Annotated in this window: 20 protein-coding genes and 1 pseudogene; 15 read left to right on the top strand and 6 right to left on the bottom strand. The window is 52.4% G+C overall.

Going from position 1 to position 22,722, the window contains the following annotated elements; genetic code table 11:
- Positions 1 to 47: 47 nt before the first annotated feature.
- Positions 48 to 581, bottom strand: a complete 534-nt coding sequence (locus tag AC5JPW_RS08460; protein WP_494239535.1) for a chromate transporter — start codon at positions 579 to 581, stop codon at positions 48 to 50.
- Positions 578 to 1,144 (bottom strand): chromate transporter, encoded by a 567-nt coding sequence (locus tag AC5JPW_RS08455; RefSeq protein ID WP_494239533.1) that lies wholly within the window; start codon positions 1,142 to 1,144, stop codon positions 578 to 580. The genes AC5JPW_RS08460 and AC5JPW_RS08455 overlap by 4 nt, the downstream gene beginning before the upstream one ends.
- Before the next feature lie 187 nt (positions 1,145 to 1,331).
- On the opposite strand from AC5JPW_RS08455, the gene AC5JPW_RS08450 reads away from it, so the two are divergent.
- The gene (locus tag AC5JPW_RS08450; protein ID WP_494239532.1) at positions 1,332 to 1,934 is read left to right on the top strand and encodes a cupin domain-containing protein; all 603 of its coding nucleotides are present in this window, start codon (positions 1,332 to 1,334) and stop codon (positions 1,932 to 1,934) included.
- Between the two features lie 25 nt (positions 1,935 to 1,959).
- Here the strand turns inward: AC5JPW_RS08450 and AC5JPW_RS08445 are convergent, their stop codons facing one another.
- Entirely contained in the window at positions 1,960 to 2,166 is a 207-nt protein-coding gene (locus AC5JPW_RS08445) for a hypothetical protein (RefSeq protein ID WP_494239530.1), read from the bottom strand.
- 354 nt (positions 2,167 to 2,520) lie between these two features.
- Between AC5JPW_RS08445 and accB the strand changes: the two genes are divergently transcribed.
- From accB to AC5JPW_RS08430, 3 genes are all read left to right on the top strand, one after another.
- Positions 2,521 to 2,988, top strand: a complete 468-nt coding sequence (gene accB, locus AC5JPW_RS08440) for an acetyl-CoA carboxylase biotin carboxyl carrier protein (RefSeq protein ID WP_494239529.1) — start codon at positions 2,521 to 2,523, stop codon at positions 2,986 to 2,988.
- Between the two features lie 10 nt (positions 2,989 to 2,998).
- A complete protein-coding gene (accC, locus tag AC5JPW_RS08435) occupies positions 2,999 to 4,348 on the top strand; it encodes an acetyl-CoA carboxylase biotin carboxylase subunit (RefSeq protein ID WP_494239527.1) in 1,350 nt (449 codons plus the stop codon).
- 239 nt (positions 4,349 to 4,587) lie between these two features.
- A complete protein-coding gene (locus AC5JPW_RS08430; RefSeq protein ID WP_494239526.1) occupies positions 4,588 to 5,859 on the top strand; it encodes a Glu/Leu/Phe/Val family dehydrogenase in 1,272 nt (423 codons plus the stop codon).
- Between the two features lie 74 nt (positions 5,860 to 5,933).
- Here the strand turns inward: AC5JPW_RS08430 and AC5JPW_RS08425 are convergent, their stop codons facing one another.
- Positions 5,934 to 6,848, bottom strand: coding sequence for a DMT family transporter (locus AC5JPW_RS08425; RefSeq protein ID WP_494239525.1), 915 nt, complete (start codon positions 6,846 to 6,848; stop codon positions 5,934 to 5,936).
- Between the two features lie 295 nt (positions 6,849 to 7,143).
- Here AC5JPW_RS08425 and AC5JPW_RS08420 point away from each other — a divergent pair, with 295 nt between their 5' ends.
- The 4 genes from AC5JPW_RS08420 to AC5JPW_RS08405 are packed head-to-tail and all read left to right on the top strand — an operon-like array spanning position 7,144 to position 10,433.
- Positions 7,144 to 7,980: a transporter substrate-binding domain-containing protein gene (locus AC5JPW_RS08420; protein ID WP_494239524.1), complete on the top strand. Its 837-nt coding sequence runs from the start codon at positions 7,144 to 7,146 to the stop codon at positions 7,978 to 7,980.
- 3 nt (positions 7,981 to 7,983) lie between these two features.
- The gene (gene pxpB, locus AC5JPW_RS08415; protein ID WP_494239523.1) at positions 7,984 to 8,673 is read left to right on the top strand and encodes a 5-oxoprolinase subunit PxpB; all 690 of its coding nucleotides are present in this window, start codon (positions 7,984 to 7,986) and stop codon (positions 8,671 to 8,673) included.
- Positions 8,670 to 9,653, top strand: a complete 984-nt coding sequence (locus tag AC5JPW_RS08410) for a 5-oxoprolinase subunit C family protein (RefSeq protein WP_494239521.1) — start codon at positions 8,670 to 8,672, stop codon at positions 9,651 to 9,653. The genes pxpB and AC5JPW_RS08410 overlap by 4 nt, the downstream gene beginning before the upstream one ends.
- Positions 9,654 to 9,662: 9 nt before the next feature.
- Entirely contained in the window at positions 9,663 to 10,433 is a 771-nt protein-coding gene (locus AC5JPW_RS08405) for a 5-oxoprolinase subunit PxpA (protein ID WP_494241173.1), read from the top strand.
- Between the two features lie 718 nt (positions 10,434 to 11,151).
- On the opposite strand, the gene AC5JPW_RS08400 is transcribed toward AC5JPW_RS08405, so the two are convergent.
- Entirely contained in the window at positions 11,152 to 12,819 is a 1,668-nt protein-coding gene (locus AC5JPW_RS08400; RefSeq protein WP_494239520.1) for a methyl-accepting chemotaxis protein, read from the bottom strand.
- A 1,151-nt stretch (positions 12,820 to 13,970) separates the two neighbouring features.
- Here AC5JPW_RS08400 and AC5JPW_RS08395 point away from each other — a divergent pair.
- From AC5JPW_RS08395 to AC5JPW_RS08385, 3 genes and pseudogenes are all read left to right on the top strand, one after another.
- Positions 13,971 to 14,979 (top strand): annotated as a pseudogene (locus AC5JPW_RS08395) (AraC family transcriptional regulator).
- Positions 14,980 to 14,990: 11 nt separating this feature from the next.
- Positions 14,991 to 15,665, top strand: coding sequence for an NAD(P)H-binding protein (locus tag AC5JPW_RS08390; protein WP_494239519.1), 675 nt, complete (start codon positions 14,991 to 14,993; stop codon positions 15,663 to 15,665).
- Between the two features lie 170 nt (positions 15,666 to 15,835).
- Positions 15,836 to 16,666, top strand: coding sequence for an oxidoreductase (locus AC5JPW_RS08385; RefSeq protein WP_494239517.1), 831 nt, complete (start codon positions 15,836 to 15,838; stop codon positions 16,664 to 16,666).
- A 123-nt stretch (positions 16,667 to 16,789) separates the two neighbouring features.
- Here AC5JPW_RS08385 and AC5JPW_RS08380 read toward each other — a convergent pair whose 3' ends face one another.
- Positions 16,790 to 17,710, bottom strand: coding sequence for an AraC family transcriptional regulator (locus AC5JPW_RS08380; RefSeq protein ID WP_494239515.1), 921 nt, complete (start codon positions 17,708 to 17,710; stop codon positions 16,790 to 16,792).
- Between the two features lie 104 nt (positions 17,711 to 17,814).
- Between AC5JPW_RS08380 and AC5JPW_RS08375 the strand changes: the two genes are divergently transcribed.
- The 4 genes from AC5JPW_RS08375 to codA all read left to right on the top strand — a co-directional run bounded on the left by AC5JPW_RS08375 (position 17,815) and on the right by codA (position 22,689).
- Positions 17,815 to 18,648: an oxidoreductase gene (locus AC5JPW_RS08375; protein WP_494239513.1), complete on the top strand. Its 834-nt coding sequence runs from the start codon at positions 17,815 to 17,817 to the stop codon at positions 18,646 to 18,648.
- A gap of 305 nt (positions 18,649 to 18,953) precedes the next feature.
- Positions 18,954 to 20,216: a cytosine permease gene (codB, locus tag AC5JPW_RS08370; RefSeq protein WP_494239511.1), complete on the top strand. Its 1,263-nt coding sequence runs from the start codon at positions 18,954 to 18,956 to the stop codon at positions 20,214 to 20,216.
- 2 nt (positions 20,217 to 20,218) lie between these two features.
- Positions 20,219 to 21,454 carry a PucR family transcriptional regulator gene (locus AC5JPW_RS08365; RefSeq protein ID WP_494239509.1) on the top strand — a complete coding sequence of 412 codons (1,236 nt, stop codon included), beginning with the start codon at positions 20,219 to 20,221 and terminating at the stop codon, positions 21,452 to 21,454.
- On the top strand, positions 21,451 to 22,689 hold the full coding sequence (codA, locus tag AC5JPW_RS08360) for a cytosine deaminase (protein ID WP_494239507.1): 1,239 nt from the start codon (positions 21,451 to 21,453) through the stop codon (positions 22,687 to 22,689). Before AC5JPW_RS08365 ends, codA begins: the two co-directional genes overlap by 4 nt.
- The last annotated feature ends 33 nt before the right edge of the window (positions 22,690 to 22,722 follow it).

Genomic DNA, 22,722 nt, shown 5'->3' with positions numbered 1-22,722 from the left:
AAAAGGGGGAGTGACAGTCAGGGGGAGGGGATGTGGCAGATGAGAGGTCAGAATCCGTAAAGGGCGCTCAGTAATCCCACCAGAGCACCTGCTGTCAGTAAAATGAGTGGGGAAAGACGTGTTTTCATGAATAAAACAACGGCAACGGCAATCGTCCCCAGTTGCAGCGCATTATGTACCACTGCGCCAGCAACCAGCGCCCCGCCGGAAATGACCAGCCCCACGGTGAGCGGAATAAGCGCACTGTTCAGAATGCGTTTCATTTTCTCGTTGGTGTTGCGGTTCAACAGCGTGACGCAGCCAACAACCAACAGCGATGAGGGGACAAACTGGCACAGGGTTGAGACCAGCATTCCGGCAATGCCCGCCACTCGCCAGCCTACGAGTGATGCAATCATCATATTGGGCCCCGGAGAGGCCTGAGCAAGGGCGAAGAGTTCACTGAATTCCCGCGAGGTCATCCACGGATGCACTTCCACGACCTGGCGCTGTAGCTCGGGAATAATGGCGTTACCACCACCCAATGCAAGAAAGGAGAGCTGAAGGAAGATGCCTGCCAGTGCGAGCAATGTCGTCATCATTTATGTTTCCGGTACATCACGAATAAGGTCAACGGCACGGCAACCAGCAGTACCGGCAGGAGCGGCAAACGTAATACAGCGATAGCGATAATTATTCCCCCCATAATCAGCCAGGAAATGACGGTGCGCGGCATGGCGATCAACAGCTTTAATCCGGTGGCAATAATCATCCCGGCGGCAACCGCAGAAATTCCGGCAAAGACCGAAGCCACGACGGGATTGTCGTGCCAGCGTGACCAGATATTCCCCAGGCAGACGATGACCAACAAGGGGGCAGTAATCAGCCCCGCCAGCGACACAAAACCGCCTTTGATACCGTGAAACTCGACGCCCGTCGCCACACATAAATTGACGGCATTTCCGCCAGGCAGGAACTGGCAGAGCCCAAGTAACTCGGCAAAACGGGTATCGGAAAGCCAGCGCTTTTTCTCCACCAGTGCCCGGTGCATTAACGGCAGCACGCCGCCAAATCCGGTGACGCCCAGCATAAAACAGGCACTATAGAGCTGCAGTAGTGTTGGTTTTGCCTGTTCACAGGCGGGTTCAACGTTACAGGTCTGCACAACAACATCCTTCTGATGGTGTGATTTTGAGGGGGACTGTTGGGTTCGAAAGCGTTTAGAAATTACAGCAGTTTATCTGGAAGAAAAATGATCGCTGCCAGCAACTGTGGCGACAATTTCCCGGCAGATAGTATCCTGGCTAAAATTTAACCCTGGAGAAGAAAGGAGAGTAAAGCCCGGAGGTGTTATGACTGATTTTTCACGTCGATGTTTTATGAAAATGCTTTCAGGTACGGCGCTGGCTGTGCCTTACCTTCTGCAGGCCGCCGAAAAGGGTGATGCCGCAGCTTCATCGCTGCCCGCTACACAGGCATTTATGCTCAAACCGCATCAGTGGGTGCCAAATAACCCCAGGTTACCGGTTCTGCTCTACCGGCAGGGCATAACAGGCCCGGTGAACATAGAGACGGCACAGAGCTTGTTCGCAAAAAACGGCTGGCCACCTCAGTGGGTCAATGGTGTCTTTGATTATCACCATTACCACAGCAATGCGCATGAGGTGCTGGGGTTTGTTGCCGGTGAGGCGACGTTGATGCTGGGTGGACCGGATGGACTGGAATTGAACGTCAGGGCTGGGGATGTGGTGCTACTCCCCGCCGGAACCGGGCACTGTAATTTGGGCAGCAGCGCGGATTTCGCCGTGGTGGGGGCTTATCCGCCTGGTCAGGATTTTGACCTTTGCCGTGAAGCGCCCACGGCGCGGATGCTGGAAACCATTGCCAAAGCGTTTTTTCCGGCAAGCGATCCGGTATACGGTGCACGAGGCCCGCTCATAGATAAGTGGCATTAGCCGCTTCGCTAAGACTTTTCTTGTTTTACAGCAGGCAGTTACTTTGCTTTCTATTCTCATAAAGCATGAGGAATGCAAACTCTCTGACACTGCTAGTGATGGTCTCTTCCCGATTTGAGATGGTCGGGTAAAAGGTATTGCGCTTGTTACCGCCAACTCTTTTTGAGTTGGCTTTTTTTTGCGTAATTGTTAACCATTTTTGACGCGTTTTGGAAACCATGATCGCCATCATAAATTCGAAATTCTGGTACGATGAGAGCGTTGCCAGGATTATTCCGATGGACTACTATGGCCCTACCCCAGACAGAGCTAACGCCACAAAATAGTGAGTGCCGGAGATAAGCGCCGGGGGGCCAAACAAACTTGTTCGATTTGCTCTCATTTAAACACCAGGCCCTGGCATCTGCCGGGGCTTACTGTTTCTGGCTTCCAGCTTTTTCCAAAAATACGTTGTATTTCGTTATGACCCCACCTGATCTCTGTATGTCTCTTTTCTCATGCGCTTTGTTATAACCTCTTCTACACTCTGGCGTAATTACGTTATAGCTAACCCGCCAGAATAAAAAGCGAACTGCAGAGAACCCCTATGGATATTGATAAGATTAAAAAACTGATTGAGCTGGTTGAGAAGTCAGGCATCTCTGAACTGGAAATTTCCGAAGGCGAAGAGTCCGTCCGTATCAGCCGTGCGACTGCCGCACCTTCCTTTCCCGTAGCGCAACAGATGTATGCTCCCCCAGCTATTCAACAGCCCGCAACGTTGTCGAATGCCGTTGCGCCAGCGGTTCCTGAATCTGAGCCAGAATCGGCCCAGATTAATGGCCATTTAGTCCGTTCCCCGATGGTCGGGACTTTCTACCGCACACCAAGCCCGGACGCGAAAGCGTTCTGCGAAGTGGGCCAGAAAGTCAATGTGGGCGACACGCTCTGCATCGTTGAAGCGATGAAAATGATGAACCAGATCGAAGCTGATAAAGCGGGTGTGGTAAAAGCCATCCTGATCGAAAGCGGTCAACCGGTTGAATTCGACGAGCCGCTGGTCATCATCGAATAACGAGGCGAAGATGCTGGATAAAATTGTCATCGCTAACCGTGGTGAGATTGCCCTGCGAATTCTGCGTGCCTGTAAAGAACTGGGCATCAAGACTGTCGCCGTGCACTCCACTGCGGACCGCGATTTAAAACACGTATTGCTGGCGGATGAGACGGTCTGTATTGGCCCGGCTCAGTCCGTAAAAAGCTATCTGAACATCCCGGCTATCATCAGTGCTGCTGAGATCACCGGGGCGGCGGCCATTCACCCGGGCTATGGTTTTCTCTCTGAGAATGCCAACTTTGCCGAGCAGGTTGAACAGTCTGGCTTCATCTTCATCGGTCCGAAAGCGGACACTATTCGCCTGATGGGCGACAAAGTGTCGGCGATCACCGCGATGAAACAGGCCGGCGTTCCAACTGTTCCGGGTTCTGACGGCCCGCTGACTGACGATATGGATCTTAACCGTGCCCATGCTAAACGTATTGGCTACCCGGTTATCATCAAAGCGTCCGGTGGTGGCGGTGGTCGCGGCATGCGCGTCGTGCGCGGCGATGCAGAACTGGCTCAGTCCATCTCCATGACCAAAGCGGAGGCCAAAGCGGCTTTCAACAACGACATGGTCTACATGGAGAAGTACCTGGAAAACCCACGCCACATCGAAATTCAGGTGCTGGCGGACGGTCAGGGTAACGCTATCTATCTGGCAGAGCGTGACTGCTCCATGCAGCGTCGTCACCAGAAAGTCGTTGAAGAAGCCCCCGCACCGGGTATTACCCCGGAACTGCGCAGCTTCATCGGCGATCGCTGCGCGAAAGCGTGTGTGGATATCGGCTACCGCGGTGCAGGTACCTTTGAGTTCCTGTTCGAAAACGGCGAGTTCTATTTCATCGAAATGAACACCCGTATTCAGGTTGAGCACCCGGTTACCGAGATGATAACCGGTGTGGACCTGATCAAAGAGCAGCTGCGCATTGCAGCGGGCCAGCCGCTGTCAATCAAGCAAGAAGAGGTGGTGGTCAAAGGCCATGCGGTGGAATGCCGTATCAACGCCGAAGACCCGAATACCTTCCTGCCGAGCCCGGGTAAAATCACCCGTTTCCACGCGCCAGGCGGTTTTGGTGTGCGCTGGGAATCTCATATCTACGCCGGTTACACCGTACCGCCGTACTATGACTCAATGATTGGTAAGCTGATTTGCTTTGGCGAAACCCGTGAAGTGGCCATTGCCCGCATGAAGAACGCCCTGCAGGAACTGATCATCGACGGTATCAAAACCAACGTTGATCTGCAGACGCGTATCATGAACGACGAGAAATTCCAGGTGGGTGGCACGAACATCCATTACCTGGAGAAAAAACTCGGTCTGCACGAGAAGTAATTCGTGCCTGCAAACCCTCCCTCTCTGGCATGGAGAGGGTATTTTGTATTTCTCCTCTTTTACTGGTTTTTCTTGCTGGTCTTCTGCACCAGAATAGTGAACTGAACTGCTTTTTATTTCCCTCGCGATAAATTTTCCCTATGACGTTATAGCAATCTCGTAAAGGCGACCCTCTTGCCTCAGGAGTAACCTAGAGCCAGTTAAAACGGTTCTTATTCTGCGGCTTATGGAGGTGTGTTTTGTCTGAACTTTCTTATGTGTCAGGTGCGCGTCACTCGGCATGGTCAATTTATCTTGCCCAGGTTGAGCGTGTGCTGCCCCTGTTGGGGGAGTTGAGTCACTGGGCCGACACCTTGCGCCACCCTCGTCGTGCGCTAATTGTCGATATTCCGCTGGAGATGGATGATGGAAGTGTGCGCCATTTTGAAGGGTATCGGGTCCAACACAACCTGTCACGGGGGCCGAGCAAGGGGGGCGTGCGTTTTCACCCGGACGTGACGCTTGAAGAAGTCATGGCATTGTCCGCGTGGATGACCATCAAATGCGCAGCGCTCAATCTGCCGTTCGGTGGTGCTAAAGGGGGGGTGCGCGTTGATCCCACCACGTTGTCGCGCAAGGAGCTGGAGCGCCTGACCCGACGTTACACCAGTGAGATTGGGATTTTCATTGGACCACAGCAGGATATTCCGGCACCAGATGTCGGGACCAACGCGCAGATCATGGCGTGGATGATGGACACCTGGTCGATGAACGTCGGTAAGCCTTCAACTGGCGTCGTCACCGGGAAACCGGTGCATCTTGGCGGTTCGTTGGGGAGAGTAAAAGCGACCGGGCGTGGTGTCTATGTGACGGGCTGTCAGACGGCTCAGGCACTGGGGATTAACGTGGCACAAAGCCGAGTGGCGGTACAGGGGTTTGGCAACGTCGGCAGCGTCAGCGCCGAGCTGTTCCATCAGCACGGGGCAAGGGTAGTGGCGATTCAGGATCGGTTCTGCACGCTTTATCATCCGGCGGGCATTGATATTCCAGCGCTGGTGGCCTGGCAAAATGCACAGGGAACCCTCCTCGGTTTCCCCGGCGCTGACACTGTGTCAGATGAGGCGTTCTGGTCGCTGGAACACGAGATTTTGATTCCGGCGGCACTGGAAGGACAGATTACTGCCGAACGTGCCGCTATGCTCACCAGCAAGCTGGTGCTGGAAGGGGCGAATGGCCCAACACTTCCTGAAGCAGATGACATTTTTCAGCAGCGCGGCGTGGTGGTAGTGCCCGATGTCATTGCCAACGCCGGTGGCGTGACCGTCAGCTACTTTGAATGGGTGCAGGATTTCTCCAGCTTCTTCTGGAGCGAGGAGGAGATCGATAAGCGGTTGGATACCATTATGCAAGGTGCAATGGAGACAGTGTGGAATAAGGCACAGTCGCTGAATGTGACCTTAAGGACGGCTGCTTATGCGCTGGCCTGCGAGCGCATTTTGTCTGCACGTAAGGATCGTGGTTTATATCCGTAGTCGTCATGCTACTGCCGTGCAAACCGTTCCCCTCTTCGCAGGAGAGAGGGGAACGGGCGTGTGCACAAACATTATTACCCGGAGACAATCCTGCCTTTTCGCTGCCGCCTGTCACACCAGATAGTAAATATCCCCGCAAAAGCCACAATGGTGGCCCCCGCCAGGTTCGCATGCCCTGGCAGGCTGTCGAGAAACAGATAGCCAATCACCATCGACCACACCAGCGTTGTGTAATCAAACGGAGCAAGCAGAGAGGCATCGGCATAGCGCAGGCTCAGGGTCACCAGAATTTGTGCCACGCCACCAAAAAAACCACAGCCGATCAAAAACAGCCATTGCCAGCCAGTAGGGCGAACCCAACCAAACAGCGCGGTAGACAGGCCAATCAGAGTGGTCATCAGGGAAAAGTAAAAAACGATTGCCCCCGGTGATTCAATACCGTTCAGAAAACGGATCTGCACATTAGAGGTGGCGGAACAGGCCGCCGCCAGCAGAGCAAAAACGGCCCCGAGTGCTGCGCCGTCCAGCGAAAATCCGGCAGAATGAAAGGCATTGCCGAGGGTTAAATTGGCTGACAGCATAATCACAATGCCGCTAAAGCCAACCACCACGCCCATCCAGCGGGAAAAGTGCACGTTCTCTTTGAGCAGCATCGCCGCCATTAACACGGTAAAAAGCGGTGCGGCGTAGCTGATGGCGGTGGCATCGGCGAGGGATATGTAGACCAGCGCCAGGTAATTAAAGTACATGCCGCCCGTGCCGGAAAAACCGCGAATCAGGTGTCCGAAGATGTTTTTTGTTTTGATGCTCTGAATAACGCTGCCCTGGATTTTTAACCACAGCAGCAGAGGAAAGAGGGCGACAAACGAACGAAAGAAGATAACTTCTCCCGTAGGAATAGCGCCATTTAACCCTTTCACACACGCCAGCATGAGCGTTGCGCACAATGCTGACATGATTTTCAACAACACGCCAAGTCTGGCATTCATTCTCTTACCTTATCGATATCACGGCTGGAAGGTCGGTATAAAGCCCTACCTTAGAACGCCAAAAAAGGCGGCTGATAAGATAATTTCCCTCTGCCAGAATCACGTTTTCTTATTACCCAACCCCCGGGTTTGATTGTGATGCTGGTCATATAAATTGTGTATCCCGCGACAGGGTTTACCTCTTATGCCCCCTGAAACAAAGTCCGTATATTCGTGAATATAGGGTCCGCCGTCCCACTCAATTCAGGCGATAAGTAGCATGTATTCAACGAATTAACACTTTGGGGAACACAATATGACCGGTAAAAAACTCACCACTGCTGCGCTGTTACCGCTGTTGCTTGCCTGTACCAGCGTTCGTGCTGACCTGCTATCAGACATCACTTCTCGCGGGGATCTGAAATGCGCGGTCTATTCTGATGTGCCGCCATTCTCCTCCCCCGATGCGAAAACGCGTCAGCTAGTGGGTATGGATGTTGACCTGTGCCATGCATTGGCACAACAGATGGGGCTGAAGCTAACCCTCGTACCGACCTCTGTCGAAGCTCGTATTGCGGTTATCGCCACTGGCCGTGCTGACGTGTTAATTGCCAACCTTGCCTATACCAAAACGCGTGGTAACCAGATCCAGTTCAGCGATCCGTATTACGTTGCAAAAGAGATGCTGCTGGTGAAGCAAGAGAACGCAGATAAAACCCTCGAGGATTTTAAAGGCAAGCGTATCAGCGCCACCAAAGGCACTACTTCTGAGCAGTCTATTCACCTTAAAGGGGGCAAAGCGGTGACGTTCCAGGATGCAGCCTCTGCCTTCCTGGCTCTGGAGCAGAATAAAGCCGTGGGCTTTGTCACCAACACCATGACCGGGATCAAAATGATTTCGCAGGCCAAAAAAGAGGGGATTGAGCTGGCGATGATTAAAGAGCCGATGGCGCTCGAACCTATTGGTATTGGCATGAAACGTGATGAACCAGCGCTGCTGACGGCAGTCAATACCGGCCTGAAAACCATGGATGACAACGGCACCATCGATAAAATCTGGGATACCTGGATTGGACCAAATACTGAATACAAGATGGTTCGTGAAGAGCGGGTACAACCGCTGGCGAACCTTAAATTTGAGCCACTGGAATAAGTTATGGCGTGGTTGGAACATGAAGCGGCGGCAGTGCTGTCTGCGGATGTGACGCTCTCCACCATGGGGAGTCGCGCCTGGCTGGTTGAAGCGCCCGGCGAGTTTAGTCTGGCGGCCCAGCGGCGGATCTGGTCGCTGGCAAACAGGCTCTCTCAGTGTGATGACGTTGAATCGCTGATCCCCGGAGTGACAAATCTGTTGGTGCTACTTAAATGCACCCCGGAGGACTTCGATGCTTTTCCCCGTCGGCTGCGTGAATACTGGCAGCAGGCAAGGGAAGTGCATCCCGAAGGACGATTGATTGAGATCCCGGTCCACTACGGCGGTACGCTGGCAAGCGATCTGGAAGCCGTTTGCCGCCATACCGGCTTTAGCGAGAAAGAGGTGATTCGTCGCCACCATCAGGGGCATTACACGGTAGTGGCTCTGGGCAGCGCACCAGGCTTCGGATACTTACACGGTCTGGATCCGGCACTCGCCACGCCACGCAAGAAAGTGCCTTCACTCAATATGCTCAAAGGTACGGTCACCATTGGTGGACCGCAAACCGGTGTCTCGGTTCTGACGGGCCCTAACGGCTGGAATGCGATTGGCTATGCCGAGATTGAGGTGTTTGATCCTCATGCGACGAGCCCGGCATTAATGGCACCTGGTGACCGCATCCGCTTTTTACCCGAAAGGATCGAACTGTGATTGAGATTGAACGTACCGGTGCACTGAACACGGTGCAGGATCTTGGGCGCAGTGGTTTTCGCCATCTGGGGGTCTCGGTGAGCGGAGCCATGGACCCTCTGGCGTTACGAGCGGGCAATATTCTGCTGGGCAATGATGAAAATGCAGCGGCGATTGAAGTGCAGGTTTTTCCTCTGCGGGTGCGTTTTCATCAGGCCACGAATATTGCCCTGACCGGTGCTGATTGTCGCGCACGTCTGGATGAGCAGGAACTGCTGCCCTGGTGGAGTTGCAGGGTGGAGAAGGGGCAGGTGCTGGAAATGCGTTACCCACGCTCTGGGGCTCGCGGTTACCTGTGCGTGGCTGGCGGAATTGATGTGCCCGAGGTTCTTGGGTCGCGTAGTACGGCACTGCGGGGCAGCTTTGGCGGGGTTGAAGGTCGTCCGCTTGTCGCTGGTGACAAGCTGGCTCTGGGTGTCTCTTCCCCCACTGTGTTTCCTGATGGGGGCCTGGGTATCGAGCCTCCAGAAGTGGCCATGGTTACAGCATTCAGTCCGCCGCATCAGGGGGTGGTGCCGATCCGGGTGATCCCTTCAGGCGAGTATGGTTTGTTTGCGGCAGACCATGAGCGCTTTTGGCAGCAATCCTGGCAAATTTCGTTACAGAGCAACCGCACCGGCTACCGTCTTTCCGGCGAGCCTGTTCATCCTTCGCGCACCGTCGAGATGCGTTCCTACGGGCTCATTCCTGGCATCGTGCAGGTGCCACCCGCCGGAGAACCCATCATCCAGCTTAGTGATGCCAATACCGCAGGCGGCTACCCCAAAATAGCCTGTGTGATTGAAGAAGATCTCTGGCGACTTGGCCAGCTTCAGGCCGGGCAGTCCATTCAATTTATTCACAGTGATGCGAAGCAGGCGATTCTCGCTCATCAGGCCATTGAGTACTGGCTGGCAAGATTGCGTGACTTTTCGCGGTCACTGGCTACCGTGAACGGGTAACAACAAATGATGAAAATAGATGTGAACGCCGACATGGGCGAAGGTTTTGGTGCCTGGCGCGTATGCGATGATGAAGCGCTGATGCAGGTGGTGTCATCGGCAAATATTGCCTGTGGATTTCATGCGGGCGACCCGGCGATCATGACCCAAATGGTGCAACTGGCAAAAATGCGCGGGGTAGGTATCGGGGCTCATCCAGGGCTGCCAGACAAACAGGGTTTTGGTCGTCGGGAAATGGCATTTAGCGCAGAAGATATCTGCCAGCAGGTGGTGTATCAGATTGGCGCATTGCAGGCCATTGCTCGTAACGAAGGGGTGACGGTATCCCACGTCAGTTTTCATGCGGCAATGGGCAATATGATTAACCGTGACGAAGCGCTGGCGCAGCAAGTGATGCAGGCGATTTATCGCCTTGATTCGGGCCTGATTATTTTTTGTCAGGCCGATACGATCATTGAACGTGCGGCAAAACAGGCAAGATTGCCGAGTCTGACGCTTTTTCTGGCGGACCGGGCCTGCGATGCTGCCGGGCGTCTGGTACCGCGGGGTAAACCGGGTGCGGTCATTAAAGAAGAGGGCGCGGTACGCGGGCGAGTCCGCCAGTTCTTACAGGAGGGGACGGTGACCACAATAGAAGGGCATCATCTGCCGGTGCGTGCGCGTTCAATTTTGATTCATAGCGATACGCCGGGGTCTTATGGGCTGGCGAAGATTGTACGCAGTGAGATTGAAGCTTGTGGTGCGATGGTCGCGCCAGCGGCAGAGGTGTTAGCGCAATAGATTTAACCTTTCTCAGGAGATTCGATGTGGGTCTCCTCTTCTGAGAAACGCCACCTGTTCCTTGATAGTCGGTCTTTGGTCAAAAGACGGGAATAAAAGAGGATGGGGACGATTGCCGACAGACGCACATACTGTCGGCTGAACTTCATTTGGCTTTAATCGCCGACAGTGTGCGCAGGGAACTTATGTTTTCATTGGTTGTGCTGAATTTCAGCCGTGACAGCATCAAACGTACAAACACGTAATCGTGTCGAGTCGCCAGTTCCTGTTTTGTAACCATCCGTTGATGGCACACAGATGGCTAATTTATTGTTTCTGATATGACTCAGGTGCCTGCACTACTGTTTTTTAATGATTTCAGATTAGTAAGTAGATTTACGAGTAAATTATCTACCATCCGATACGCCAACCCCGTCGCGATAATATTACAACTTAAATCTGCATCCTTAGCTTTCAGCCATTCCCAAAAACCTTGCTCACAACAGTTTCTTGTGATGACAGATTGTCGGTCCTTTAGATGATTTAAATTATTAATATAAATAGAAAAATCATGGTAATCGCACGATGACAGTTGTTTAAGTAAGACACTCAAACTTTCAAATTCGCTCACCACATTCTGGTACCGCTGCAGATACTCCTGGTGTCTTGGCATGTCTTTCATCCTTATCGTTTTACATGCGTCGCACTCCGCCTCGAAGTGCGACGCGTGATTTATCCTTTAAAAGTTTTCCCAGTCAGAAGCTGCAGCTACTCGGGTCGGTTTTTCATCCCTTTTGGATTTCTCAGGCATCACTGTTGCGACCTTCAGCGCTGTTTTTTGCTCATAATTCCCCTGGTTGGCGGAACGCATAAGCATAAAACCGCTGACTAATTTTCTAAGGGTTGTCGCCTGTTCCATGAGCGATTGTGACGCTGCTGATGCTTGCTCAACCAGTGCTGCGTTTTGTTGTGTGACATCATCCATTTGCGACACTGCCTGATGAACCTGGTCAATCCCAAGAGTCTGCTCTGTTGTTGCCGTTGCGACTTCACTCGATAAATGAGTGACCTGAAGAATTGCCTCATTCATTCTGGTCATATTATCCCCCACTTCTTCCGCCTGAAGTGCGCCTGCTTCAATGAGAGATAAAGACTCTTCAATTAGCTCTTTGATTTCACGCGCTGAGGTTGATGACCTCTGGGCAAGGTTACGGACTTCCCCCGCCACGACTGCAAATCCTCGACCCTGTTCGCCAGCCCTGGCTGCTTCAACAGCAGCATTCAATGCCAGAATATTTGTCTGGAAAGCAATGCCCTCAATCAGACTAATGATGTCTGTAATTTTTGATGAACTGCTTCGCATAGATGTCATCGTCTCAAGCATTGTGCGTACTCTTGTTGAGCTGAGATCGGAGAGCTGACGTACATTTTCCGTTAACTGATTTGCCGTGTGGGTGTTTTCAGCCGTCATTCTTACTGTTTCGCTCAGTTGAGCCATGCTGGAGGCTGTTTGTTCTAACGATGCGGCCTGTTCTTCCGTCCTTGACGAAAGGTCTTCGTTACCCGCCGCTATCTGAGACGCTGCTGAACTCACTGAATGGGATGCGGAACTGACAGAAAGAAGTGCATCGTGTACACGTTTTATGAGTTCATTGAATGCTTTTGCTGTAAGACCCACTTCATCCAGTTGACTGTCATCAGCCTTGACCGTCAGATCAAGATCCTCACTCGCACTATTCATAACCTCCATCATGTTGTTAAGTTTTCTGCGTATAGTGAGGGTTGTAGTGACAGCCAGTAGTCCCAAAACAAGAATGCTGAAGCCGGCCACTAATGGCATCCATAATATTGTGGCACCGTAAATCTGCCGATTTTTCTCACGAAGAGTGTTGCCTATTTCAACATTCAGCTGCACCTGTTTATGGAAATCATTAATTAATGTTCGAGTTACTGCACCCACACCCTCTGAACCTTGAAGAAGCCCCAGGGATAAATCATCATTATGAGACCTTGAGGCGTCCAGAAATGCAGGAAGCTTTTCTTCAAATTGGCGGATGTTATCCATAGCATGCAGTGTAATTTCACGATCCTGCTCATTAGAGATCTGGCTGCTCAAATAATTTTGGGTAAGAGTTTTCAAATCGCTGATTTTATTTTGGATCGCCCCTTCGATAGGCGGTAATTTACTCACATCGGTCTGGCTTTGATGTCTATACATCCAGATTGTAAGCTCATTACTTAGTGCTTCCATTTGTCCAAGTTGCGTAATCGAAGGTAGCGTGTCTGCCTGGACGTTACGAAACCGTTCCTGAAACCCGTTGATTACCATAATTGAAGCCGCTAACAAAATAATGAGTGCTAATGAAAGAAGTGAAAATGCCAGAAAAAGCCTGCGTGTAATATTCATGTTATCTCCATCAACCTATTCGTTTGAATGAGCAGGTATTTATCCTGCTTCACTGGCACTGCGGGGGCGATAAGCTTTTTATCGGCCTCTTGCTCTGCCAAGTGACAATCCCTAAATTAAATTCAATGGCACCCATTTATGATGCTGTTGATTTTTATCGGCATGCATAAGCTAAACTTTATGATATTGATCGGTGAAATTTATCACCAATAAAAAATCAATTGGTTTTGTCTATTGATTTTTGTGTATTGAACGCCTCGATCACTTCTGAAGATAATCAATCAAAATTGCTAACATAGACATGATTTATACATCAAAATAAATGATCAATTTATGATAGGTAAAGAGGTATGCTATCTGCATCTAATTGAAATTTATTATTTTAATTCCTTTCTAATAATCACCAGGTTTATGTTTATCTCGGTGATTATTTGGTTGGCATCAATGATTATTTGCTGTCGGCACGGAGGGCGGGGTCTTGAGCATAGAGACGACATCATGACTTTTTTGACACGGATTTGAGCCCTCACGTTAGGGCGGACCCTCATGGTCATAGAATGGCAAAAACAAGGATAGTTTAACGATATTAATGATTTGTTACGTATTGTAGCGATATCAAATATGTATAAGTTAGCGTTTCGTGAGAGCGGTGAATATCAGGGTGAAATCATTCTCCCGATAATTTAACCGGGACTATTTCTACTTTTTACCTGGCTGGAAAGTATTATTAGCAGTCTCCGGCTTAGGTCAGTATGTCTGGCGTTGCACCAGGGTAATAATCCGTTATTCATTACGCCTTCTGTAAAAAATGAACGTTAATGAATAAATGCGTATTGAAAAAACAGAGTGTTGAGTATGTATCCCTTCCGTTAAGCATTTATTTTGCGATGATATTTTATCTGTTCCTTTTTAACCCATCTGGTCATGACCGCGATGGTGAATGTGGCCATTACCCTATACGTATTGTTTGACCTGCAACACGCGTTGCCTGCGTGCAAGACGCTGACATTTTCAGAGAGTATGTCTTAACAGGCAGTTAAAAAAATGGCGTGGTTTGCCATCATTATGGCGCAATGAGCATGTAGAATTCTGATTTGAAGGAATATGATGTCAGCTGCTCTCTGTAGAATATCCTCTTCAGGAATCTGAAAATGGCACGTAATCGCACTTTCTCTCTCAATATCGGCTGGAGAACGTTGCTCAAAGACGTCGGGCTTAGACCGGAAGATATACTGCGCAAGGCGCGCTTACCGGACGATACGTTTTCGGGCACTGAACGTGGCCTTGATACCGATGAATACACGCGTTTGTGGCTCGCAATGGAAGCAGGAATAAATAATCCTACTTTTCCATTGGACCTTGTCGAAAAGGTTTCTGCTGAAGTGTTTGATCCGCCGCTTTTCGCCGCGTTGTGTAGCACTAATATGATGCAGGCAGTCCAGCGGCTGGCCAGATACAAGCAGCTCATTGCCCCAATGGTGCTGGAGACGACCGTTGATGATAAGGGCATTCTGACGGTATCACCGCGCTGGCTTTCTGCCACCGACATTCCCCTTTCTCTACAGGTAGCAGAACTGGCCTTCTTGTTGCGGCTTGTTCGACTGGCAACACGCGAACCTGTCAGGGCATTAAAAGTCCAACTGCCACAGCCCCCCGTCGGAGCACCGGCCAACCACTTTACCCGATTCTTCGGTACCGCTATCTCGTATGGTGAAAATCCGGCTATAAGCTTTTCCTCCACTGATGCATTGCGACCATTTTTGACGGTGAATGAAGGCATGTGGCAGGTGTTTGAGCCTGAGCTGCGGCGGCGTCTCAGTCAATTGGATGAAACGGCTTTAACCGCTGAACGCGTGCGTGCGGTACTCCTGGAACTGCTGCCGGGGAACGAAGCGACTATCGAGAAAACCGCAGAGCGCCTGGGTATGAGTAAGCGCACACTTACAGCGCAGACTTGAGGATGAGGGAGAAAGTTTTCGCACCCTCATTAATACCAGCCGTGAAAATCTGGCTCGCCACTATCTGCGCAATACCAGCCTGCCCGGCTACGAAATCGCATTCCTGCTTGGTTTTGAAGACCCGAATTCATTCTACCGTGCTTTTATGACCTGGACAGGCCAGACTCCTGAAACGGTCAGGGAAGCCATGCGTCCTAATTAAAAGAGAAAATCATGACCAACCCAGAAAAGAATCGCGTTGTATTACTTGCGGGAGCGACAGGCCTGGTCGGTGGGCAATTACTTCAGTGCCTGCTGAATGACCCGGGAGTGTCCTGCGTCCACGCCCTGAGCCGTAAGCCATTGAGAGTCAGCCATTCAAAATTGCAGGTCCACCTGGTTGACTTTACATCACTGCCAGCGCTTCCTCATGCGGATGAAGCCTACCTTGCTCTGGGGACAACAATAAAAGTCGCCGGCAGTAAAGAGGCTTTCAGGGCAGTGGATTTTGACGCTAACCTGGCCGTTGCACAGGCAGCAATAAGGGCAGGAGTCAACCGTATAGGACTGGTCAGTGCTGGAGCCGCAAATGCGAAATCCGCCATGTTTTACACCCGAGTGAAGGGAGAGCTGGAAGATGCGCTCAGAACACTCCCCTTAACCACTCTGGTCATTGCACGTCCCTCTTTGTTGCTTGATTACCGTTCCGGGCTTGGGCAGCCAGTTCGACTGGGGGAGATTATTTCCATACCGATAGCCAGGCTGTTATCTCCCCTTCTTCCTGGCGCTTACAAGCCAGTAAGGGCGCTGGCTGTTGCCCGGGCGCTGACGCAGACGGTTCCTGACTCTAAAGGGGTTGTTACCTTGTCTTCTGACCAGTTGATCACACTGGGAACCCAGTCCGAATGAAATGGGCGCACGTAAATCTCATCGGAATGAGGACAAATTATATGCAGCCCTGAAGTCAGCCACTCTGTTCAGAACGGATGGCGTAGATGGCAGGGAAGATGGCGCGTAATGCAAGATGTTTCGAGCAGCGGTTAAGGCACACTGGTTGCAGTTCATTACACGAGGTGCCTATGTTTACTCCGCAAAACAAAACCGCGCTGGTCACCGGCGCGTCGTCCGGGATGGGCAAGGCCATTGCCCGTCGTCTGATTCAGGATGGTTATCAGGTTTACGTCGCTGCGCGTAAAGTCGAAAACATGGCTGACCTTGCCAGACTTGGTGCGCAGCCATTACGGATGGACATTTCTAAAGATGATGAGATTGTCGCCGGCATAAACACTATTCTGTCCCAAACTGGCGGTGTTGATGTGCTGGTCAACAACGCCGGTTTTGGTCTGTATGGTCCTGTAGAAGAGATCGGTATTGATGAAGCGCGTTATCAGTTTGAGGTCAACCTGTTCGGGGCGGCGCGGCTCACGCAGTTGTTACTCCCGGCGATGAGGGCCAAAGGCTCCGGGCATATTGTCAATATCACCTCCATGGGCGGAAAGATGTACAGCATTCTGGGTGCCTGGTACCACGCAACGAAACACGCGCTTGAAGGTTGGTCTGACTGTCTCAGGCTCGAAGTCGCTGAATTCGGTATTAAGGTCGTTATCATCGAACCGGGAGTCATCGAGACGGGCTTCGGCGATGCCGCCAGTGACAGCATTACCAAACGTTCGGCCAGTGGGCCATATGGTCGCCTGGTGAAGATGGTGGCCATGTCGATAAAAAAAACTTACGGGCAAGGCACTGGCAGCTCTCCCGATCTGATTGCTGACGTTGTCTCCCGTGCAGTTAAAGACAGTAACCCTAGTACACGGTATGCCGCCGGTAAGTTTGCAAAGATGCTCATCCGCATGCGCGTCTGGTTGGGTGACAGGGTATTCGACCGAATTATTCTCAGTCAGACGCGCTGAACAGTGCATGCGTAATGACTTTTTATCACGTGAGGTAAAGGTCATGACCGCAAACGTCGGCTTTATCTCCGGCGCTGCGGTCATAACACGCATCACGGGTTATTCAGCAGTTCCAAATGTGCATTAGTGTGATGAAACAAAGACCGACGCTTGCTGCGCTGGCGGAACGGCGAAGTTACGCTGCATGCGTTTTATCTCCTCTGCCGGTGGTAGTCCAAACAGGCGTTTGAACTCGCGATTGAATTGTGACGGACTTTCATAGCCGACGGCGTAGCTCGCGGCGGCGGCGGTGACTTGCTGACGCACCATCAACATCCTCGCCTGATGCAGGCGTACCGATTTCACATACTGCATCGGCGGCATCCGGGTTATCGCTTTGAAATGGCTATGAAACGTCGGCACACTCATTCCGGATTCCATCGCCAGTTGTGTCAGCGTTAACGGCTCCGCATAGGTTGCGTGAATGCGCTGCAGCACTCTGCCTATTTTGCCAAACTGCCCCTGCAAGGTAAGGGCAGCGCGCATGGCCTTGCCCTGTGCACCTGTCAGTACGCGGAAATAGAGCTCCCGTACTCGCGCAGGGCCAAGGATCGCCGCCTCAATCGGATTATTCAGGACTTCAAGTAAGCGCAGAACAGCCGTTTTTACTGCGTTGTCCATCGGGCTCGACATCATGCTTTGCGGCGCAGCGGGAGGATGCAGGGTGTCATGCTGTTCGATCTGCAATATCAATTCAGCGGCAAGCTGAAAATCCAGGTGCATGTAAATCGCCAACAACGGATGCTCTGCCGACGCATCTGTCTCCATCACAAATGGCACCGGTACCGAAACGGCCAGGTAGTGCTGTTCATCATATAAATAGGTCTGTTGGCCGAAATAGCCGCGTTTGCTGCCCTGGCAGACAATCACGATCCCGGGATCGTAAAGTACCGGCGTTCTGGCAAGCGGCCGATCGGAACGCAAAATTCGCACATCCGGCAACGCAGTGAGGTTGTAGCCCTCCTGCACCGCAAGCGCTTTCAGTAATGACATCATCATGGGCATTACAGCACCTCATAAAATCAGGCAATAAAAAGAGAAGATAAGGCCTAAAAATACGGCAGGGCAGAGAATACCATGCAACCTTCATTGTTCATGGGAGTTCTTTTATGACATCTGTAAAAACGATTTTAATCACTGGTGTCAGCAGCGGCTTTGGTCGTGCGCTGGCGCAGGAAGCCCTTGCCGCAGGTCATCGGGTCATCGGAACCGTGCGTAACCACGAAGCAAAGCAGGCTTTCGAGGCGCTCGATCCGCAAGCGGCTTTTGGCCGTCTGCTTGATGTCACTCACTTTGAGCGTATAGATGAGGTGGTGGCGGAGATTGAGTCTACCGTCGGTCCGGTGGAGGTGCTGGTGAATAATGCCGGTTACGGCCATGAAGGCATAATGGAAGAGTCCTCGCTCACCGAGTTACGTCGCCAGTTTGATGTGAATGTGTTTGGTGCCGTGGCGATGATCAAAGCTGTGCTACCGGGCATGCGCCAGCGCCGTCATGGTCATATTATAAATATCACCTCAATGGGCAGTTTCATTACTCTGCCTGGCATCAGTTATTACTGCGGCAGCAAATTTGCACTGGAAGGAATATCCGAAACGTTAAGCAAAGAGCTTGCCCCGTTCAACGTACACGTGACCGCAGTGGCACCAGGCTCATTTCGCACCGACTGGGCCGGACGCTCCATGGTACGCAGTGCTCGCAGCATCCCGGACTATGACGCTTTATTCGATCCCATTCGGCAGGCTCGTCAGGAAAAAAGCGGTAAGCAATCCGGCGATCCTGTTAAGGCTGCGCAGGCCATGCTGGCCATAATTGAGAGCCAGACCCCACCCGTGCATTTGTTGTTAGGCAGTGATGCATTAAGTCTGGTGCGGCAAAAGCTCGCGGCCTTAGGTAAGGAAATAGAACAATGGGAAAAAATAACACGCTCAACGGATGGCTGAGTGGCGGCTTAAAGAGAGAGTAAGCCGAATTACCGATGATGGCCGATCGTACAAGCGGCCATTTTCCTTACATACAGCTGACCCGTTTTATTGAGAATGTTTACATGAAGCGGCGTATGAGCAACTGCTCCATCATGGTGCGAAAGTTTGCACCATGCACACTAAGCTGATGATTACCGCCAGATAAGTGTCTTTTTATGTGCATGGTGACCACTTCGTTATGTTGCCTCTGCCTCGTTATTTTTGGCATATCTCTTGCTATCCCTCTGGTATCGCTATTCGGATAGCCACTCAGAGGTTCCACAATGTCAAACAGCAATGATTTTCCGCTTATTGAAGCGCCTGCCTCCGGGCGCAAGGGCGTCTTCTCGATTTCCATGGTTCTGTTCAGCTTCACCTTTTTTACCGGTACGATGTTCGCGGGCGGCAAGCTAGGCGTCTCTTTTTCGATTGTGAACCTGCTGTGGATAGCGGTTATCGGTAACGCTCTGCTGGCACTGTACGCCGCGTCGCTCGGCTGGATTGCCGCTCGCAGCGGGCTGAATACCGTACTGATGGGGCGTTTTTGCTTCGGTGAAATCGGCAGTAAGCTCGCTGATTTTATTCTCGGCTTCGCCGAACTGGGCTGGTACGCCTGGGGGACCGCAACGGTCGCCATCTCACTGGTTAAAATCCTTGCCCTGCCCGAGGCGATGACCATTCCGCTGATGGTTCTGTTCGGTATCCTGTTCTGCGTCACCGCGCTGGTGGGCTACAAGGGACTGGATGCACTCTCGCGCGTGTCGGTACCGCTGATGTTTATTCTGCTGGTGGTCTCTATGTACCTTGCCGCTCATCACGCCGGTGGCTGGCAAGCGATGACCAAAATCGAACCGGGCGAAACCATGACCTGGTCGGCAGCCATCACCATGGTGTTCGGCACCTTCGCCAGCGGCGCGACCCAGGCGACTAACTGGACCCGGCTGGCCAACTCCAGTCGTACCGCCATCGTCGCCAGCATGAGCAGCTTCCTCGTTGGCAACGGGCTGATGATTGTTGCCGGGGCCTGGTGCTCTATCGTCTATCAGCAGGCCGATATCGTGGAAGTGCTGATTTTGCAGGGGCTGTCCGTCGCTGCGGTGGTGATGTTGTGCCTCAACCTGCTGACCATTCAGGGGCCGACAATTTATAACGTCTCAGCAGCCGCCTGCCATCTGCTGCGAAGCGAGCGCCGTCGTACTCTGACCGTGGTCGCTGCGGGCGTCGGCATTCTGCTGGCCATTGGCGGTATGTATGAAATGCTCATCCCTTTCCTGGTCCTGCTGGGTAGCATCATTCCACCCATTGGTGGCGTTATCCTCGCCGACTATTGGTTTTATCGCGGCGGCCGCTATCCCCTGCTGCATACCACCCGCTTACCGCGCTTTAACTGGCTGGGGCTGGGTGCCTACGCCGTGGGCGCAGTGGTGGCTTATCTGTCACCGTGGATCGCGCCGCTGGTGGGTATTACGGTTTCCGCGCTGGTCTATATCGCCCTGACGCGACTGAGCAAACGTCAGCCCGCTGCTGATTCGGTCGCGGAGCAGTAGTCATGAGTCTGACGGTCAGCGAAATCCTTGCGCTTGATGGGCTCTCCGCCATGCGTCTGCGCGCGGGCAAACAGGGAGTGCAACTGGCGGTGCGCTGGTACTACGTTGCGGAAAATGAAAATATCGCCGAATGGGTTATGGGCGGGGAACTGGTGTTCATCACCGGAATTAATCATCCCCGCGATGAGGACAACCTGATCCATTTGCTGATGGAAGGCAAGCAACGCGGGATCGCCGGGATGGTGATCCTGACCGGTGATAAATACATTCAGGCGATCCCACCACGCCTGTTAGCCCTTGCCGACGAGCTCGGTATTCCGCTGATCGAACAGCCCTATCTGTTGAAAATGGTGATAGTGACCGAACGCATCGGCACCGCACTGGTACGCAGTGAGACGGCCTTGCAGTCACAGCGCGATATTTTGATGCAGCTCTTAACCGGTGATTATCCTGACCTGCAAATCCTGCATCAACGTGCGCTCCATCAGCAGTTGGATTTTACTCGTCCACTGAGAGTAGCGGCACTGCGCCTTGAGGGGATCCAGCGCCTGTTTCGCCAGTTTCCACCTGAGCAGGCAGAAGCCTGGTTACAGCAGGCCCGCCGTACCGTGCGCCAGCGATTGCAACAGCAGCTCAATCAGCAGGGCAATCCTTTTCCTCTGGTTGAGCGCAGCAATATGTTTCTTTTCCTGCTCCCGGATGAGGAAGGTGAGTTTTATCAGCAGAAAAAGGAGTTAGAGCAATGGCTACTGATGCTGGCAGAAGGCAACGATGGGCTGTCGCTGCTGTGCGGCCTTTCCGCGCCAGTACAGCAGTTGCAGGGATATCAGCGTGCGCTGTCGCAGGCGCGCCAGGCTCTGGATCTTAGCGATACTCTTCGCCCGGCGCAGCGCATCAGTGACTACCAGCAGTTGGGCTTTATCAAACTGCTCTCTGCCGTCAGCGACCCTGCGCTACTGAACGACTTTATGCATGACATCCTTGGCTGCCTGATTGAGCCCGATCGCAAAAGCCCGTGGCTGCTAATGGAGACGCTGGAAACGCTGCTTCAGGAGAGCGGTAACGTGGTCAGGGCCGCCGAGCGGTTGGGTATCCACCGCAACACGCTGCATCAGCGTATCCAGCGTATCGAAAAGCTGACCAGCTATCCGGTCAGTCATCCACAATTTCATCTCAACGCCTCGGTCGCCTTAGCGATCTGGCGAATGTCACAAAACCATTTACGGGAACAACCATGAAAATTATCAATGCGCGCCTGCGCCATAAAGAAGCGCTCTATACCCTTGATCTACAAGATGGTTTGATTAAAAGCATTGTGCCACAAGCCGCAGTGCAGACAGTTGACGCCTGCGATATCGATGCACAGCAAAAGCTGGTTATCCCGCCGTTCGTTGAGCCGCATATCCACCTCGATGCAACCCTCACGGCTGGCGAGCCGGAGTGGAATATGAGCGGCACACTGTTTGAAGGCATCGCCCGCTGGAGCCAGCGAAAAGCGAGCGTCACGGTTGAAGATACGCGCCAGCGTGCGCTGAAAACCATTAGTATGCTGCGTGATAATGGCGTGCAGCATGTGCGCACCCATATTGATGTTACTGATCCCTCCCTGACGGCGCTCGAAGCCATGCTGATGGTGAAAAAAGAGGCCGCCCATCTTATCGACCTGCAAATCGTGGCTTTTCCTCAGGAGGGCATTGAATCCTTCCCCGGTGGACGCGAGCTGATGACCCGTGCCATAGAGATGGGGGCCGACGTAGTGGGGGGGATTCCGCACTACGAAAATACTCGTGACAAGGGTGTTAGCTCAGTAATGTTTTTGATGGATCTGGCCCAGCGCCACGGCTGCCTGGTGGATGTACACTGCGATGAAATCGATGACCCGCAGTCGCGCTTTCTTGAAGTGCTTGCGGAAGAGGCCAGGGTACGCGGTATGGGCGCACAGGTGACCGCCAGCCATACCTGTGCCATGGGTTCTTACGATAACGCCTACTGCTCAAAGCTGTTCCGTCTGCTAAAAGCGTCGGGTATCAACTTTATCTCTTGCCCGACCGAAAGCATTCACCTGCAGGGGCGCTTCGACACCTGGCCGAAACGCCGCGGCGTGACGCGAGTCGCAGAGCTGGATCGCGCTGGAATCAACGTCTGCTTTGCCCAGGACTCTATTCAGGACCCGTGGTATCCGCTGGGCAACGGCAACATCATGCGTATCCTTGATGCCGGACTGCATATCTGCCATATGCTGGGATATGAAGATTTGCAGCGCTGTCTTGATTTTATTACTGATAACAGCGCCAGGGCGATGTGCCTGGGCGATAACTACGGTATTGCCGAAGGGCGTCCGGCAAACCTGCTGATCCTGGATGCAGAAAATGATTATGAGGCGGTGCGTCGGCAGGCCAAAGTGCTGACATCTCTTCGTCACGGCGAAGTTATCATGCAGCGCCAGCCGGAACAGATGTGCTATCCAGACTGATACGTTAATGTGCCCGGTCGGTTAACCACCGGG

It is taken from the genome of Phytobacter sp., assembly GCF_059074235.1.
The sequence above is the reverse complement of the archived record's forward strand: the minus strand, read 5'-3'. Positions and strand labels throughout refer to the sequence as shown.